Source organism: Spiroplasma endosymbiont of Lasioglossum malachurum (assembly GCF_964020065.1).
GTDB lineage: Bacteria > Bacillota_I > Bacilli_A > Mycoplasmatales > VBWQ01 > Spiroplasma_E.
In genome coordinates this window covers 1,249,642-1,266,861 of the sequence record NZ_OZ026534.1, presented here as the reverse complement: position 1 = coordinate 1,266,861, position 17,220 = coordinate 1,249,642, and the positions used below count along the sequence as shown (strand labels likewise).

Here is a 17,220-nt window from a genome sequence, read left to right as displayed (position 1 = left end):
AAAAATTTCATAATGCTAAATTTAGTTTAGAAAAAAGTAAGGAGTTTTTATATGAGTTATAAACATCTTGGCATAGATGAAAGGATTTATATTGAGAATCAATTGAAATTTAAATTTAAAATTAGTGAAATAGCTAAAAATCTTAATCGAAGTATTAGTACTATTATTCGAGAAATTAATAGAAATAAAGATAATAATCATTATTTTTCATTAATTGCACAAAATAAATCTGAAAATCGAAAACAATCACATATTAGTTTTCATAAGTTTAAAAATAAGAATTTAGTAAAATATGTACAACAAAAATTACTATTAGGTTGATCACCTGAACAAATTTATGGCAGAATTAAAAATTTTCATAAAGAGTGAGTTATTAGTTTTAAAACAATTTATACTTGAATTTATTTTGGAATGTTTGATAAAGTTACTAGTAAAAATTTAAGAAGAAAAGGTAAAAAACGAAAATCTAAAGAAAATCGTGGCAAGTTTAATGGTAAATCAATTAAAGAATGAGATATAAATGTTAATGATCGTATAACACTTGGTTATTGAGAAGGAGATACTATAGTATCATCAAGAGGCAAAAGCAAATCATGTTTAATAACTTTAGTTGAAAGAGTATCACGATTTACTTTAGCAATATTAGTTAAAAACAGAACTACTAAAGTTATTAATAAAAATGTCAGTTATTATTTATCAATTCTTCCTAAAAACATTGTTAAAACTATTATTTTTGATCGTGGCAAAGAATTTTCAAATTGACAACAACTTGAAAAAAATTTAGATGTAAAAATTTATTTTGCCAATCCATATTCACCTTGACAAAGAGGTACTAATGAAAATACTAATGGTTTAATTAGAGAAAAATTTCCTAAAAAATTTATTTTTTCAAAAACTAATAAAAATGAAGTTCATAAATTTATATTGTCTTTAAATCAAAGACCGAGAAAAATATTAAATTATCTTTCACCAATCGAATATTTGGATAGAAAAATAATTTAGTTGCACTTACCTTTACAATTTAGCAAATAAAAATAAATTAAAGAGATTATTTTTAAATATTTATTTATTATTAGGTTATAATGTAATTATATTTTTTATAAAAATTTATATTTTAATTTTTTTCTTCTAACATTTTTTAAAATACTAAACATGTTTTTTATTTGTGACAGCAATAGATATTTTAGTTATGAGCTTTTATAAAATATAATATTAATTAGATTAATTTTGTTAGAAAGGATAATATTATGGAAAAAGAAAATCTTGCTAAAGTTACTTTCAATAAAAGAACAGAAAGAAATTCAATAAACAAGTTGAAAAGACAAGCTATTTTTAGCACGGCAAATCCATGAAAAGCAATCTTTATTATGGTCACACCACCTTTAATTGCTGTAATTATTTTTTCTACTTATCAAATTTTTGATAAATGAATTGCTACACAATGAGGTGGACAAAGTATTATTGAACGTTATAATAATTATCAAAATTCAGGAATAATGATAACTGCTGAACAAGCATTAAAAATTATTAATATTGCTACTACTTATGCTGCTGTTCCTTCTTCAATGATGGTTTCCTTTGCTTTAATGGTTGCTACTGGAACAGGTATTAAGTTTTCAATTGCATATGGTCAAAATAAACGAGAACAAATGTCAGAATATTTAGGAAATGGGTTTCTATTATCTTTTTTAGTTTCTATTGTTCTTATGATCATTATGTATTTTAGTTGTCAGAGTATTATTGAATTTCAAGCTGGAAGTGATGCTGGAAGTAATCCAGTAATTAGGGAAATAATAATTAAAGAAGCAGTTAGATTTTCACAAATTTTAATTCTTGCTACACCATTACTTTTTTTTGCTTATTTTTTAGTTTCATTGTTACGTAGTGAAGGAATGATGTTATGAACAATTTTAATTAATGTTGTAGCTTGTTTAGTAAATATATCTTTAGATTTTATTTTTGTTATTCCTGGTAAATTAGGAATGGAAGGTACTGCATATGCAACTATTATTGCTTGAGCAAGCATTAATTTATTTTCAATAGGTATTATTTGATATAGTGCCGATAATTTAAGATTTAAAGTAGCACACTTAAAACTTAAATGAGTAATAGTAACGGGCATTTTATTAATTGGTGCAACTTCTTTATTACAAAATATTGCCCAAAGTATTTTGGCAATGGTTACTACTAAAATTTTAAATACATTGCCACCTCCAGACTATCATGGTGGAGGAAGTACTGGTATTCCGGTTTTTATTCAATTATATGGTGGTATTATGCCTTGGTTAATTTTAATTAATGCACCTATTATTGGAATTACGCAGGGAGCAAGAGCATTAATTGGTTATGTTTATGGTTCAAAGGACTTTAGTCGTGTTTGACAATTGATGTGACGTTTAACTTTATTACTTTTATTGTTGCTAATTGGTTTAGTATTATTAGTAGTAATAGTAGGACAATATATGATGCATTTCTTTGGCGTAGATTTAGAAATGGCAAGATTCTTTAAAGTTTATATCATTATGCAGTTTGCTTTTTATCCATTAGCTACACTACATTATGTTGCTGTTATTTTCTATCAATCAATTAATCGTGGTAAATTGTCATTATTTGCTAGTTTACAACGAACAATTATAATGCCAATTGTTTGTTTAAGTTTAGGATATTATGTTGCACATGTTTCTCATAATGGTTTTTATTTTTATTTATTTCTTGGCTTTATTGATTTATTTGCTGCTTTTATATTATTACCATTATTAATTTATACATTTTTAAAATCTAAACCATTTATTCATACAACTAAAGATAAAAAAATGCAAATATCTAATTTATCAGAAAAAAAGTACTTAATAAAAATATAATAGATTAAGTAATTTATAAAAATATATCTTAATATTAATATATGAAGAAAATAAAAAATACTCATTTAAAACAGAGTATTTTTTTAATTATTTAAGATTAAAAAAGGTTGCTAATTTTACAAATTAAAAGGAATGAATATACAATCTATATTTGATTGAAGTCATTCCTAAAATAAAATATTTATTTACCTTCATTAACTCTCTTTTTTAATGCTTTACAAGAATTAAATTTAACTACTCGCTTTCTAGGAATAGCCATCGGTTCTGAATTTTGTGGATTTACTCCCGGTCGAGCTTTGCGGTATTTAATAGTAAAAGTTCCAAAGTTACGTAGTGTTACTTTTTCTCCTTTAATTAAAGCAGTAGCAATTTTATCTAAGATAAATTCTAACACTTCTTTGTATTCTTTTTCTGATAATTCTAATTTTTTTTGTACAGCTCGTGCTATCTGACTTTTTTGCATAAAATTTTCAACCCTTTCTTCACCAATTACCATAAGTATGCTATAAAAACATGCCTTAAATGATACTTATTATTATATAATATTTTTTAAAAAAAACCTTATTTAATGAAAATCAAAGACTAGTAAAAAAATAAGATTTGAATATATAAATTTGCTGAATTATACTTGTAAGTGCAAGTAAATAAAATTGCAAAAAATTCTCATATAAAAATTTCATAATGCTAAATTTAGTTTAGAAAAAAGTAAGGAGTTTTTATATGAGTTATAAACATCTTGGCATAGATGAAAGGATTTATATTGAGAATCAATTGAAATTTAAATTTAAAATTAGTGAAATAGCTAAAAATCTTAATCGAAGTATTAGTACTATTATTCGAGAAATTAATAGAAATAAAGATAATAATCATTATTTTTCATTAATTGCACAAAATAAAGCTGAAAATCGAAAACAATCACATATTAGTTTTCATAAGTTTAAAAATAAGAATTTAGTAAAATATGTACAACAAAAATTACTATTAGGTTGATCACCTGAACAAATTTATGGCAGAATTAAAAATTTTCATAAAGAGTGAGTTATTAGTTTTAAAACAATTTATACTTGAATTTATTTTGGAATGCTTGATAAAGTTACTAGTAAAAATTTAAGAAGAAAAGGTAAAAAACGAAAATCTAAAGAAAATCGTGGCAAGTTTAATGGTAAATCAATTAAAGAACGAGATATAAATGTTAATGATCGTATAACACTTGGTCATTGAGAAGGAGATACTATAGTATCATCAAGAGGCAAAAGCAAATCATGTTTAATAACTTTAGTTGAAAGAGTATCACGATTTACTTTAGCAATATTAGTTAAAAACAGAACTACTAAAGTTATTAATAAAAATGTCAGTTATTATTTATCAATTCTTCCTAAAAACATTGTTAAAACTATTACTTTTGATCGTGGCAAAGAATTTTCAAATTGACAACAACTTGAAAAAAATTTAGATGTAAAAATTTATTTTGCCAATCCATATTCACCTTGACAAAGAGGTACTAATGAAAATACTAATGGTTTAATTAGAGAAAAATTTCCTAAAAAATTTATTTTTTCAAAAACTAATAAAAATGAAGTTCATAAATTTATATTGTCTTTAAATCAAAGACCGAGAAAAATATTAAATTATCTTTCACCAATCGAATATTTGGATAGAAAAATAATTTAGTTGCACTTACCTTTACAATTTAGCATTAACATGTGCAAAGCAAAAAATCTTTACATTAATTTTCTTGTATGTTAAAATTCAAAAAATAAGTAAATAACTATTTCGGAGGTACTAAGATATGCAAATGAAAAATTTATTAAGACTTATGGGTGCATTAGCCCTAACAACAGTAGCTACTACTTCAGTTGTAGCTTGTGGTGATCAAACTGATAAGCAAGATATTAAAGATGTTAAAGTTGATGATCTTAAAACAGCAGTAGATAGTGAAAAAATAAATACTAATAAAGAAATTACTGATGCAGTTGCAGCAGCGATTAAAAAAACAACTAAATTAGATGTTAGTGTAGGTACTGATTTTACTTTAACTAATGATAAGAAAAAAGAAGATAAACAAGTTGCTGGTGAAGTTAAATTTACAGTTACAGCACAAGGTGATAAAATTTCAGGAACATTTACAGATACTATTGAATAAATAATTAATATATATTAATTTAAAATGACATAATTTAAATTGTGTCATTTTTTTCTAATTATTTTTCAAAATTTATTTGACTATTACTATTAAAAACTGGTATTATACTTATTGGACTAAATTTTGATACACTAGGAATTGTGTATATAATTAATTCTTTAAAATCATAAAGGAGGCTAACGATTAATGCCAACAATGAACCAACTATTACGTAAAGGACGTACAGATAAAAAATACAAATCTAAATCACCAGCGTTAAATGTTTCATATAATTCATTAACAAAAACAACTTCTTCAATTAGCAGTCCGCAAAAAAAAGGTGTAGCGCTTGTAGTTACTACAAGAACACCAAAAAAACCTAACTCAGCTTTAAGAAAAATTGTTCGTGCTCGTTTAACTAATGGTATGGAAGTTACTGCTTATATTTCTGGAGAAGGTCATAATTTGCAAGAACATGCTATTGTTGGAATCCGTGGTGGGAGAGTTAAAGACTTACCTGGAGTTAGATACCATGTTATTCGTGGGTATTCTGATACTGCCGGAGTAGTAAATCGTAATCAAGGTCGTTCTAAATATGGAACTAAAAAACCAAAAGATAAGAAATAAGGAGGTAAAACTAAATGCGTAAAAATCAAGCTATTAAAAGAGAATTAGTTGCTGATCCAATTTATGATTCAAAAATTGTTACTCAATTAATTAACGCCATTATGATTGATGGTAAAAAAAGTGTAGCTCAAAAAATTGTTTATAATTCTTTTAAAATTGTTGGAGAAAAAACCCAACAAGTACCATTAGAAGTATTTGAAAAGGCAATTGCTAATATTACACCACAATTAGAAATTAAAACTCGAAGAATTGGTGGCGCAAACTATCAAGTTCCTATTGAAGTTAGTGCTACTCGTAAGATAACTTTAGCAATTCGTTGATTAGTTTCTTATTCACAAGCAAGATATGGTAATAGTATGCAAGATAAACTTGCAGCTGAGATTATGGATGCTGCTACTGGTAATGGTTCATCAATTAAAAAACGTGATGAAATTCATCGTATGGCTGAAGCTAATAAAGCCTTTGCTCACTATAAATGATAATAAAGGAGAGAGAAAATGGCAGAAAAATCAGGTCGAGAATATTCACTAACAAATACTAGAAATATTGGAATTATGGCTCATATTGATGCTGGTAAAACTACAACAACAGAAAGAGTTTTATACCATACTGGTAAAATTCATAAAATTGGTGAGGTACATGAAGGTGCCGCAACTATGGACTGAATGGAACAAGAACAAGAACGTGGTATTACTATTACTTCAGCTGCAACAACTGCTGTTTGAAGAAATAATCGAATAAATATTATTGATACTCCGGGTCACGTTGATTTTACTGTTGAAGTTGAACGCTCATTAAGAGTTTTAGACGGAGCAGTTGCTGTATTAGACGCGCAAACTGGAGTTGAACCACAAACTGAAACTGTTTGAAATCAAGCAACTAGGTATAATGTACCAAGAATTGTTTTTGCAAATAAAATGGATAAAATTGGGGCTGACTTTGCTCATTCAATTCAAACATTAAAAGATCGTCTTGGTGCTAATGCTCATGCAATTCAATGACCAATTGGTGCAGAAGATGCTTTTGATGGAATTATTGATATAATTGAGATGAAAGCATACCATTTTGATGGTAAACCAAATGAGGATTATAAAGAAATTGCAATTCCTGAAGAACTTAAAGATGTTATTGCAAGTAGACGTGAGGAATTATTAGAAGCACTTTCTCACTTTGATGATGATTTCTTTATGAAATATGCTGAAAGAGAAGTAACGGTTGCTGAAATTAAGACAGTAATTCGTAAAGCAACAATTGCTGCTGAGTTTTTCCCAGTATTATGTGGTAGTGCCTTTAAAAATAAAGGTGTTAAATTAATGTTAGATGCAGTTATTGATTACTTGCCTTCACCATTAGATGTACCTGCAATTAAAGGAATATTACCTGTTTTATCAAAAGAAGTAGAACGTCATTCTAGTGATGAAGAACCTTTCTCAGCGTTGGCATTTAAAATCATGACTGACCCTTTTGTTGGAAGATTAACTTTTTTTAGAGTATATTCGGGAACATTAGAATCTGGTAGTTATGTATTAAACTCAACTAAAGAAAAAAAAGAGCGTGTTGGTCGAATTTTACAAATGCATGCCAATAGTCGTGCCGAAATTAAAAAGGTTTATGCTGGTGACATTGCTGCTATTGTTGGTTTAAAAGATACAACTACTGGTGATACATTATGTGATGAAAAACATGAAGTTATTTTAGAAAAAATGGTATTTCCAGAACCAGTTATTTCATTAGCGCTTGAACCAAAAACAAAAGCTGATCAAGAAAAAATGAGTTTAGGTTTACAAAAACTTGCAGAAGAAGATCCAACATTCCGTGTTTCATCAGACAAAGAAACAGGACAGACAATTATTTCAGGAATGGGAGAACTGCATTTAGACATCTTAACTGATCGTTTAAAACGTGAATTTAAAGTAGCAACTAACATTGGAAATCCACAAGTTGCTTATCGTGAAACAATTAAAGCAGTTTGTGAGCGCGCTGAGGGTAAATATATTCATCAATCAGGTGGTCGCGGCCAATATGGACATGTTATTATTAAATTTGAACTAAATCCAGATAAAGGATTTGAGTTTGTTGATAAAATTGTTGGTGGTAAAGTGCCACGTGAATACATTAAACCAGTACAAGAAGGATTAATTGAATCATTAGCTAATGGTTTAATTGCTGGATATCCAGTTATTGACGTTAAAGCAACATTATATGATGGTTCATTCCACCCTGTTGACTCTTCAGAACGTGCCTTTAATATTGCAGCTTCTAAATCTTTACAAGATAATAAAGATTTATTAAAACCAGTATTATTAGAACCAATTATGAATGTTGAAGTTATTATTCCAGATGAATATTATGGTTCTATTGTTGGTAAAATTTCTGGTAAAAGAGGTACTATTGAAGCAGATGAAATGCGTGGTAACAGTAAAGTTGTTAAAGCTAAAGTGCCTTTATCTGAAATGTTTGGTTATGCTACTGAATTACGTTCAATGACCCAAGGACGTGGAACATATACAATGTCTTTTTCACACTATGAAGAAGCACCAAAATCAGTTGCTGAAGCAGTTGCTGGTAAATATCAAAAAGGAAGAATTACTAAAAAATAAAATAATTTAATTGAAAGTATAATAACTTTACTTTAAAATTATCTTAGTGTTTAATTTAATTAAATAAAAATAAGTATTAATTATTTCCAAGGAGGAAACAAAAATGGCAGAAAAAGAAGTAAAAAAATCAAAGCCTGTATCAACAGGCCCAAAACAAAAATTTGAACGTACAAAACCGCACGTTAATGTTGGAACAATTGGTCACGTTGACCATGGAAAAACAACATTAACTGCTGCAATTACTAGTTATTGTTCAAAACATGAAGCAGATGGATATAAAGGTATGTTTAAGGACTATGCTTCTATTGATGCTGCTCCAGAAGAAAAAGCACGTGGTATTACTATTAATACAGCTCACGTTGAATATGAAACACCAACTCGTCACTATGCACACGTTGACTGTCCAGGTCACGCTGACTACATTAAAAATATGATTACAGGTGCAGCTCAAATGGATGGTTCAGTGTTAGTTGTTTCTGCAACTGATGGTCCAATGCCACAAACACGTGAACACATTCTATTGGCACGTCAAGTTGGAGTTAAAAAAATTGTTGTATTCTTAAATAAGTGTGATATGGAAAGTGTAGACGATGACGTATTAGAACTTGTTGAAATGGAAATTCGTGAATTACTAACTAAGTATGAATTTGAAGGTGATGATACACCAATTATTCGTGGTTCTGCAAGAGGAGCATTAGAAGGTAAAAAAGAATGAGAAGAAAAAATTAAAGAATTATTAACAGCAATGGATGAATGAATTCCAACACCAAAAAGAGAAGTTGATAAACCAGTATTATTAGCTGTTGAAGATGTTTTCACTATTACTGGACGTGGAACAGTAGCTACTGGAAGAATTGAACGTGGAACTTTAAAAGTTAATGATGAAATTGATATTATTGGTATTAACAAAGGTCTTAAAAAAGTTGTTGTTACTGGTATTGAAATGTTCAGAAAATTATTAGATGAAGCACAAGCTGGTGATAACGTTGGAGTATTATTACGTGGAGTTAAACGTGAAGATATTCAACGTGGACAAGTTATTGCTAAACCAGGATCAGTTACTCCACATACTAAATTTAAAGGTGAAGTTTATATTCTAACTAAAGAAGAAGGTGGACGTCATACTTCATTTAATCCAGGATATCGACCACAATTTTATTTCCGTACAACTGATGTTACAGGAAGTATGGGAGACTTTATTAATAAAGGTGAAAAATCGGAATTAATTATGCCAGGTGATAATGTTACTATTACTGTTGAATTAATTCACCCAGTTGCCCTTGAGAAAGGTACTCAATTCTCAATCCGTGAAGGTGGAAGAACTGTTGGTGCTGGACAAGTTACTGAAGTTATTAAATAATCACATTAAATCAAAAATCTTTATTCTCTTTTGAGAATAAAGATTTTTAATTAAAAATATTTTAGTAGTAAAATTAATTTATAGAAAAGAGATGACAAATCAATGCCTTATGTTAAAGAGCTGGAAAGTCTAATTTTAAATCGTAAATCAATTCGTAATTATGTTCCTAGTAAAATTATTAGTGATAGTAAAATTAACGATATTCTTAACTATGTGCGTCATACCCCATCTTCATATGGTTTAGAACCATGAAAAATTTTAGTTATTAGTAATTCTAAAATTAAAGCACAATTGCAACCAATCATAAATAATCAACAACAAGTTAGTACTTGTTCACATTTATTTATTTTATTAAGTTATAGTGGTGAAAATTTCAATACTAGTAATCAATGATTTGTTGATACTGTTATGAAAAGACGTAATTTAACAAAACCACAATACGAAATTTATAAATCAACATTTAATAATTTCTTTGATCATGACAAAAAAACACAAATAAATCATTGGGCACAATGTCAAACTTTTATTTTATTACAAAATCTTTTATTATTATTAACTGCTCATGAAATTGATAATGTTGTATTAGGTGGTTTTAATGAACAACAATTATTAACTTACTTAGAATCAAATAAGATTATTGAACCTAATAAGTATCATGTTACAATTTTAGTGTCTGCTGGTTATGGTTATCCATCAAAAACTAAAATTATTAAAAACGAAGTTAGTGAAATCAGTACGCTTATCAAATAAATGTATTAGAAAAGGTATTGCAATGGAAAAATTAAAAATAAATAACTTAGATATTGAATTAAATATTAATGTTATTGGTAAATTTTTAGATAAGATTGAATATCCAATTCTTATTTTTGATTTTGAGACTTTTCGTAATTTATTACATAAAAAAAAGAACAATTCGTATGCTCATGATTTTGAAAAAATTTTTTCAATTGCATTATTAATTATTAATAAAAAAGAAGATTTAAGTGTTAGTAATTTACAAAATAAAAAGTTACAATTGTTCGTTAAAACTGTTATTCCACAATCAAATATTTTAAATGAAGATTTAAAGCTTGTTAAACATCAGCAACAGTTTTTTAAATTTTTAACTAATAAGTTATTGAAACATAACATTAAATCTTTGATTTTACTTGGTGCTAGAACTGAGATATTAATGCTAAAAAACTATTTGAGTTATCATAATGATGAAAGTAAATTCAAAAATAAAGTTAGTTATTTTTTTCAAAAACATAAAATTTTTGATTTATATGACATTTGAAATAATGATCAAGTTTTAAATTTACCTTTATATAAAAAAGGTTTACATCTTGATGTTGGTGCTACTAAAAAAACTTCAATACTAATTAAAAATAATAATGATTATTGTAAAATATTAAAAGAACAATTTTCATTAACAAATAATAATATTGGAAGAATTATTGATCAATATTTTTTTAATAATATTTGTTTATTACCTAGTTTTACTACGCAAGTAGCAAATCATAATCAAAATGATGTTCTAATTGGCGCTGCAATCTTATCATTACTTTATACTTTTTGTGATAAATATTAAGAAAATAAAAAATATTAATTATTTAAGCTAAATTGTAAAGGTAAGTGCAACTAAATTATTTTTCTATCCAAATATTCGATTGGTGAAAGATAATTTAGTATTTTTCTTGGTCTTTGGTTTAAAGACAATATAAATTTATGAACTTCATTTTTATTAGTTTTTGAAAAAATAAATTTTTTAGGAAATTTTTCTCTAATTAAACCATTAGTATTTTCATTAGTACCTCTTTGTCAAGGTGAATATGGATTGGCAAAATAAATTTTTACATCTAAATTTTTTTCAAGTTGTTGTCAATTTGAAAATTCTTTGCCACGATCAAAAATAATAGTTTTAACAATGTTTTTAGGAAGAATTGATAAATAATAACTGACATTTTTATTAATAACTTTAGTAGTTCTGTTTTTAACTAATATTGCTAAAGTAAATCGTGATACTCTTTCAACTAAAGTTATTAAACATGATTTGCTTTTGCCTCTTGATGATACTATAGTATCTCCTTCCCAATGACCAAGTGTTATACGATCATTAACATTTATATCTCGTTCTTTAATTGATTTACCATTAAACTTGCCACGATTTTCTTTAGATTTTCGTTTTTTACCTTTTCTTCTTAAATTTTTACTAGTAACTTTATCAAGCATTCCAAAATAAATTCAAATATAAATTGTTTTAAAACTAATAACTCACTCTTTATGAAAATTTTTAATTCTGCCATAAATTTGTTCAGGTGATCAACCTAATAGTAATTTTTGTTGTACATATTTTACTAAATTCTTATTTTTAAACTTATGAAAACTAATATGTGATTGTTTTCGATTTTCAGCTTTATTTTGTGCAATTAATGAAAAATAATGATTATTATCTTTATTTCTATTAATTTCTCGAATAATAGTACTAATACTTCGATTAAGATTTTTAGCTATTTCACTAATTTTAAATTTAAATTTCAATTGATTCTCAATATAAATCCTTTCATCTATGCCAAGATGTTTATAACTCATATAAAAACTCCTTACTTTTTTCTAAACTAAATTTAGCATTATGAAATTTTTATATGAGAATTTTTTGCAATTTTATTTACTTGCACTTACAAGTATAATTCAGCATATTTTTGTAATTAAATTATTATATATAATTGTAAATTTATGAGTAAAAGTAGCAATATTATAAATTAAAATCATAATTTTATGATTTACTAACACCCAAACTAATACCTAATATAAGGTGTACTTATGCTATAATTACTATAGTATATTGTTGACTCTTCGTTAAAATTAAGTTTGAAAAGGAGTATTAACTATGAAAATTGGAATTATTGGAGCATCAGGAAAATCAGGACTTACTTTAACTAAAGAAGCTTTAAAACAGGGATATCAAGTTGTTGCCATTACTAGAAATCCTATTAAAATGCCAATTCTTAATAATGATAATCGATTGACCATTAAAAAAGCTGATCTTACTAATAAAAGTAGTATTAAAGCGGTTGTTAATGATGTTGATATTTTAATTAGTGCTTACGGCCCTACTATTGATAATCCCCAAAATATTCATCAGCAAGTTGCTAAAAACTTAATTACTATCATGCATGAATGTCAAAATATTAAAAGGTTATTAATTGTTGGTGGTGCTGGTAGTTTGTTAGATGATAAGAATGAAATATTAGTAGAAACAAGTGCATTTCCTGAAGCATGAAAAGAACATGCACAACAACAAGTTCAAGCATTAGCTACTTATCGTAGCAGTGACATTAATTGAACATATTTTAGCCCTTCTTTATACTATGACCCAGAATTACCAACTTTAGGTAAATTTAAAATTGGTAACAATCATTTAATTGTTAATAAAGAAGGAAAAAGTGAGATTAGTTATGGTGATGCTGCAATTGCTATTATTAATGAGATTAAAGAACAAAAATTTATTAAAAAACGTTTTACAGCGAGTTATAATTAATATTTTGTTTGAAAGGATATTAGACAAATGGTAAAACTTACAAAAGAACAAATTTTACAAAAAACGATAACTCTAAATAATGGTGTCAAAATTCCTCAATTTGGATTAGGTACATATTTAATGGTTGATAGTAAATCTATTTATAATTCAGTAATTTGTGCTTTGCAAAATGGTTATCGTCATATTGATACTGCAGAATATTATAAAAACGAGGAGATAATTGGTAATGCAATTAAAGATTTTTTAGCAGAAAATCCAGAAGTTAAAAGGAAAGATTTATTTATTACTTCTAAAATTTGAAATGATAATCATGAATATGAACTTACTAAAGATGCTTTGCGTGGTATCCTGACTCGTTTAAAACTAGATTATTTAGATTTATATTTAATTCATTGACCAACTAAACAAAGTTTTGAATGTTGAAGAGTCTTAGAAGAATTTTATGAATATGGTAAAGTTAGGGCAATTGGTGTTTCAAATTTTAATAGTTCACAATTAAAAGATTTTTTTAAAAAAAATAAAACCAGCAATTAATCAAATTGAAACACATCCTGGTTTTAATCAAAAAAACACAATAGATTTTTGTTACGAGAATAATATTGCTGTTACTTCATGAAGAACAATGCTAGGTGGTAGAGCAGATGAAATACCATTATTACAAGAATTAGCAAATAAATACAAGGTTACTACTAGTCACATTGCTTTAAGATGAGCTTGACAATTGGGTCAAGTAGTTATTCCTAAATCAACTAATCCAGAGCGAATTATTAGTAATCCCGATATTGGGGGTTTTGAACTAACAGAAGAAGAAATGTTAAAAATTCAAAAATTACCACAAACTGCTTTAGGCCCACAATCTAATGATAAAAAATTTTGAAAAGGAATTATGATGGATTAAATTTAAAAAGGGGGTTAAATAATTGTGATTTGAAATGATACAACTAAGGAATTAGCAAAAAAACTAAATACTAATTTTGTTACAGGTTTAACTGAAGAAGCCGCAGCTCAATTATTAATAGAAACAGGACCTAATCAATTACCAGTTACGAAAAAAAAGCCAATTTGAAAAATAGTTTTAGCACATTTTATTGAACCATTTGTTTTAGTATTAATTGCATTAGCAATTATTGCTACTGTTATTGGTCAATGACAAGAAGCATTAGTTGTTTTTTTAATTGTAATTGTTGATGCTACTTTGGCTACTTATCAAGAAGTAAAAGCTGCAGCTTCTTTGGACTCTTTAAAGAAATTAGTTTCTTCACAAGCAGTAGTAATTCGTAATGGTAATAAATACGATATTGATGCTAAAGATTTAGTGGTAGGTGATTTGGTTTATTTAGATGCGGGAATGTTTGTACCTGCTGATCTGCGTATTATTCAGTCTTATAATTTACGTACTAATGAATCACTTTTAACTGGTGAATCAACCTTAATTAGTAAAACTACTGAAGCATTAACTGAAGAAAAATTATCAATTGGTGAAAGAACTAATCTTGCTTTTATGTCTACTTCTATTGCGACAGGTAGTGGTCTTGGTTTAGTTTATGCAACAGCAAAAACTTCTGAAATTGGAAAAATAACTAAGTTATTACAAGAAGAAAAAGAACCTAAATCACCATTAACGCGACAAATGTCTTTTTTAATTAGAATAATTTCAGTTTTTGCTTTATTATTAGGTTTAGCTATGTTTTTACTACAATTTTTCTTAATTAAAGTACCTGCTATTAATGCTTTAATTTTTGGAATTGCTTTAACAATAGCAGTAATACCTGAAGGTTTGCAAGTTATTGTCACCGTTTCATTATCACTGGGAAGTTCAAGAATGGCAAAAAAACATGCTATTGTTAAACATTTACCTGCTGTTGAAACATTAGGTCAAGTTGATATTATTTGTTCTGATAAAACCGGAACTTTAACACAAAATAAAATGACTGTTAAAAAATATTATTTAACAAAATCAGTTAATGATAGTAATGACTTTAAAAAGAAAACTAAACAAGAACAATTATTTTTAGATTGTTTAGTATTATGTAATAATAGTGAAGTTAGTAAAAATAAAACTATTGGTGATCCAACAGAAGCAGCACTTATTAATTGATCAGAAACATTAAAGTTTCCAACAAAGGCACTTAGTGATAAACATACTCGAGTTCATGAAATACCTTTTGATTCCAATCGTAAATTAATGTCAACAATTAATGAATATGATAAAGAAACTTATGTTTTTGTTAAAGGCGCGATTGATAATATGATTAATATTTGTACTCATACGCTTATTAATAACGAAAGAGTAGTATTAACTGCACAAATTAAAAAAGAAATAATTGCAAGTATGGAAGAAATGTCAAATTCAGCATTACGTGTTTTAGGAGCAAGTTATAAAACTGTTAATAATACGAAAGATTATAGTAATATTAATGAAATTGAAAGTAATTTAACTTTTTTAGGATTAGTTGGAATGATTGATCCGCCAAGAAACGAAGTTAAAGATTCTTTAGTTAAAACTAAAAAAGCAGGTATTGATACAATTATGATTACTGGTGATCATTTAAATACTGCTGTTGCTATTGGTCAAGAATTAGGTTTGATTGAAAATAAAACACAAGCACTTAGTGGTAATACAATTGATGATATTCCAGAAGAATCATTTAATGCTAATATTAATCAATATCGAGTTTTTGCTCGTGTTTCTCCTGAACATAAAGTTAAGATTGTTAAAGCATTACAGAGTCATAATAAGGTTGTTTCGATGACTGGTGATGGTGTTAATGATGCTCCTAGTTTAAAAGCAGCAGATATTGGAGTAGCGATGGGTATTACGGGAACCGATGTTGCTAAAGAATCTTCACAAATAGTATTAACTGATGATAATTTTGCTACTATTGTTGATGCTATTGAAGAAGGGCGTAATATTTACAGTAAAATTAAAAGAATTGTTATTTTTATTTTAATTACTAATATGGCCCAAGTATTTTCAATTGTTATTGGTGCTATTTTTGGATGAAATGAATTATTGCAACCAATTCAAATTTTATGAATTAATTTAATTGTTGAATCTGTTATTGCAATTCCAATGTCAATGGGACCTAATAATCCTGATTTAATGCTTAGAAAACCAACAAAACGGAATGATAGAATTCTTACTGGTAGTTGAGGATTTATTGGTATTGTTAGTATAATATTAAGTACCTTGTTACTATTAGCTTTTCATTTTTTACCTCAAATTTTACATGAAAATAATAGCGAAGGTTTTGTTTTTGTTTTTGTTATAATGACTAATGCTCCTTTTTTTTATGCATTTTCTTTTGTTTCAGGTGCTAATACAAGTATTTTTAATAAGATTACTTGAAAAAATAAATATATTTGAGTTGCGGTGATTAGTGCTTTTGCTATTAATACTTTTATTATTTTTACACCTGTTATTAGCAATGCTTTTGGTATTGGTGCTGGTTTTCGTGCAGTTGATTGATTACTTTGTATTGCTTTATCAACAATACCAATGTGATTATTAGAAGTGTATAAAGGAATTAGACTTTTAGTTAATAAATTAATTAAAAAAGAATAAAATAAAGTAAAAGTTAAATAATATAGAATGGAAAATTAATAATGAGAATTATTCCGTATGAATTATTTAGTTATACACCAGATATGAGTTTAACTGCATTGCGTAAGGAATTACTAATGTATGATCATTGTTTAAATAAAAAAATTACAAATATGGCAATGCAACCATTTTTAGATTTGGAACGCAACTACTTTAATTTACTTTTATGTAAATGAGAATTAGAAATGCAAAAACGAAATCATTATGTTAATTCATTATTTAAATGTTATACTAAATACAATGATTTTGAATTTGTTGCAACTCCTGATTTTTTAATTATTGAATGTTGCATACAATGAGATTTAAAAGGTTTTCAGCCATATAAATGTAATTTAAATTGATATGAAATTATGATGATGACAATTAAAAACAAAGATAAAATAAATAAATATTTTTATGAATAACTTTCTTTGTGATATAAAGAGCTGAATTATACTTGTAAGTGCAAGTAAATAAAATTGTAAAAAATTCTCATATAAAAATTTCATAATGCTAAATTTAGTTTAGAAAAAAGTAAGGAGTTTTT

The 17,220-nt window shown here is 26.7% G+C and carries 17 protein-coding genes; 15 read left to right on the top strand and 2 right to left on the bottom strand.

Annotated elements, in window-relative coordinates; translation table 4 throughout:
- The first annotated feature begins 51 nt into the window (after positions 1-51).
- Positions 52-1,002, top strand: coding sequence for an IS30 family transposase (locus AACK95_RS06880; RefSeq protein ID WP_338980165.1), 951 nt, complete (start codon positions 52-54; stop codon positions 1,000-1,002).
- 245 nt (positions 1,003-1,247) lie between these two features.
- Positions 1,248-2,861 (top strand): MATE family efflux transporter, encoded by a 1,614-nt coding sequence (locus AACK95_RS06875; protein ID WP_338980163.1) that lies wholly within the window; start codon positions 1,248-1,250, stop codon positions 2,859-2,861.
- Positions 2,862-3,042: 181 nt separating this feature from the next.
- On the opposite strand, the gene AACK95_RS06870 is transcribed toward AACK95_RS06875, so the two are convergent.
- On the bottom strand, positions 3,043-3,357 hold the full coding sequence (locus tag AACK95_RS06870) for an HU family DNA-binding protein (RefSeq protein WP_286641782.1): 315 nt from the start codon (positions 3,355-3,357) through the stop codon (positions 3,043-3,045).
- A gap of 224 nt (positions 3,358-3,581) precedes the next feature.
- Between AACK95_RS06870 and AACK95_RS06865 the strand changes: the two genes are divergently transcribed.
- The 8 genes from AACK95_RS06865 to AACK95_RS06830 all read left to right on the top strand — a co-directional run bounded on the left by AACK95_RS06865 (position 3,582) and on the right by AACK95_RS06830 (position 11,140).
- A complete protein-coding gene (locus tag AACK95_RS06865) occupies positions 3,582-4,532 on the top strand; it encodes an IS30 family transposase (protein ID WP_338979395.1) in 951 nt (316 codons plus the stop codon).
- A 118-nt stretch (positions 4,533-4,650) separates the two neighbouring features.
- Positions 4,651-5,004 (top strand): spiralin repeat-containing protein, encoded by a 354-nt coding sequence (locus AACK95_RS06860; protein WP_338980160.1) that lies wholly within the window; start codon positions 4,651-4,653, stop codon positions 5,002-5,004.
- A gap of 186 nt (positions 5,005-5,190) precedes the next feature.
- Positions 5,191-5,610 carry a 30S ribosomal protein S12 gene (rpsL, locus tag AACK95_RS06855; RefSeq protein WP_252320120.1) on the top strand — a complete coding sequence of 140 codons (420 nt, stop codon included), beginning with the start codon at positions 5,191-5,193 and terminating at the stop codon, positions 5,608-5,610.
- Between the two features lie 14 nt (positions 5,611-5,624).
- Positions 5,625-6,092, top strand: coding sequence for a 30S ribosomal protein S7 (gene rpsG, locus AACK95_RS06850; protein WP_174481359.1), 468 nt, complete (start codon positions 5,625-5,627; stop codon positions 6,090-6,092).
- Positions 6,093-6,107: 15 nt separating this feature from the next.
- A complete protein-coding gene (fusA, locus tag AACK95_RS06845) occupies positions 6,108-8,210 on the top strand; it encodes an elongation factor G (RefSeq protein WP_338980158.1) in 2,103 nt (700 codons plus the stop codon).
- Positions 8,211-8,313: 103 nt separating this feature from the next.
- A complete protein-coding gene (gene tuf, locus AACK95_RS06840; protein WP_338980156.1) occupies positions 8,314-9,570 on the top strand; it encodes an elongation factor Tu in 1,257 nt (418 codons plus the stop codon).
- 102 nt (positions 9,571-9,672) lie between these two features.
- Positions 9,673-10,320: a nitroreductase family protein gene (locus AACK95_RS06835; RefSeq protein ID WP_338980154.1), complete on the top strand. Its 648-nt coding sequence runs from the start codon at positions 9,673-9,675 to the stop codon at positions 10,318-10,320.
- A 22-nt stretch (positions 10,321-10,342) separates the two neighbouring features.
- Positions 10,343-11,140, top strand: coding sequence for a hypothetical protein (locus tag AACK95_RS06830; RefSeq protein WP_338980152.1), 798 nt, complete (start codon positions 10,343-10,345; stop codon positions 11,138-11,140).
- Positions 11,141-11,190: 50 nt separating this feature from the next.
- On the opposite strand, the gene AACK95_RS06825 is transcribed toward AACK95_RS06830, so the two are convergent.
- Positions 11,191-12,141 (bottom strand): IS30 family transposase, encoded by a 951-nt coding sequence (locus tag AACK95_RS06825; RefSeq protein WP_338980150.1) that lies wholly within the window; start codon positions 12,139-12,141, stop codon positions 11,191-11,193.
- A gap of 298 nt (positions 12,142-12,439) precedes the next feature.
- Here AACK95_RS06825 and AACK95_RS06820 point away from each other — a divergent pair, with 298 nt between their 5' ends.
- The 5 genes from AACK95_RS06820 (at position 12,440) to AACK95_RS06800 (ending at position 17,098) form a co-directional block, all read left to right on the top strand.
- The gene (locus AACK95_RS06820) at positions 12,440-13,090 is read left to right on the top strand and encodes an NAD(P)-dependent oxidoreductase (RefSeq protein WP_338980148.1); all 651 of its coding nucleotides are present in this window, start codon (positions 12,440-12,442) and stop codon (positions 13,088-13,090) included.
- A gap of 27 nt (positions 13,091-13,117) precedes the next feature.
- The gene (locus AACK95_RS06815; RefSeq protein ID WP_338980146.1) at positions 13,118-13,624 is read left to right on the top strand and encodes an aldo/keto reductase; all 507 of its coding nucleotides are present in this window, start codon (positions 13,118-13,120) and stop codon (positions 13,622-13,624) included.
- Between the two features lie 88 nt (positions 13,625-13,712).
- Positions 13,713-13,988, top strand: a complete 276-nt coding sequence (locus AACK95_RS06810; RefSeq protein WP_338980144.1) for an aldo/keto reductase — start codon at positions 13,713-13,715, stop codon at positions 13,986-13,988.
- A 24-nt stretch (positions 13,989-14,012) separates the two neighbouring features.
- Entirely contained in the window at positions 14,013-16,655 is a 2,643-nt protein-coding gene (locus AACK95_RS06805) for a cation-translocating P-type ATPase (protein WP_338980142.1), read from the top strand.
- A gap of 41 nt (positions 16,656-16,696) precedes the next feature.
- The gene (locus AACK95_RS06800; protein WP_338980140.1) at positions 16,697-17,098 is read left to right on the top strand and encodes a hypothetical protein; all 402 of its coding nucleotides are present in this window, start codon (positions 16,697-16,699) and stop codon (positions 17,096-17,098) included.
- Positions 17,099-17,220 lie beyond the last annotated feature (122 nt).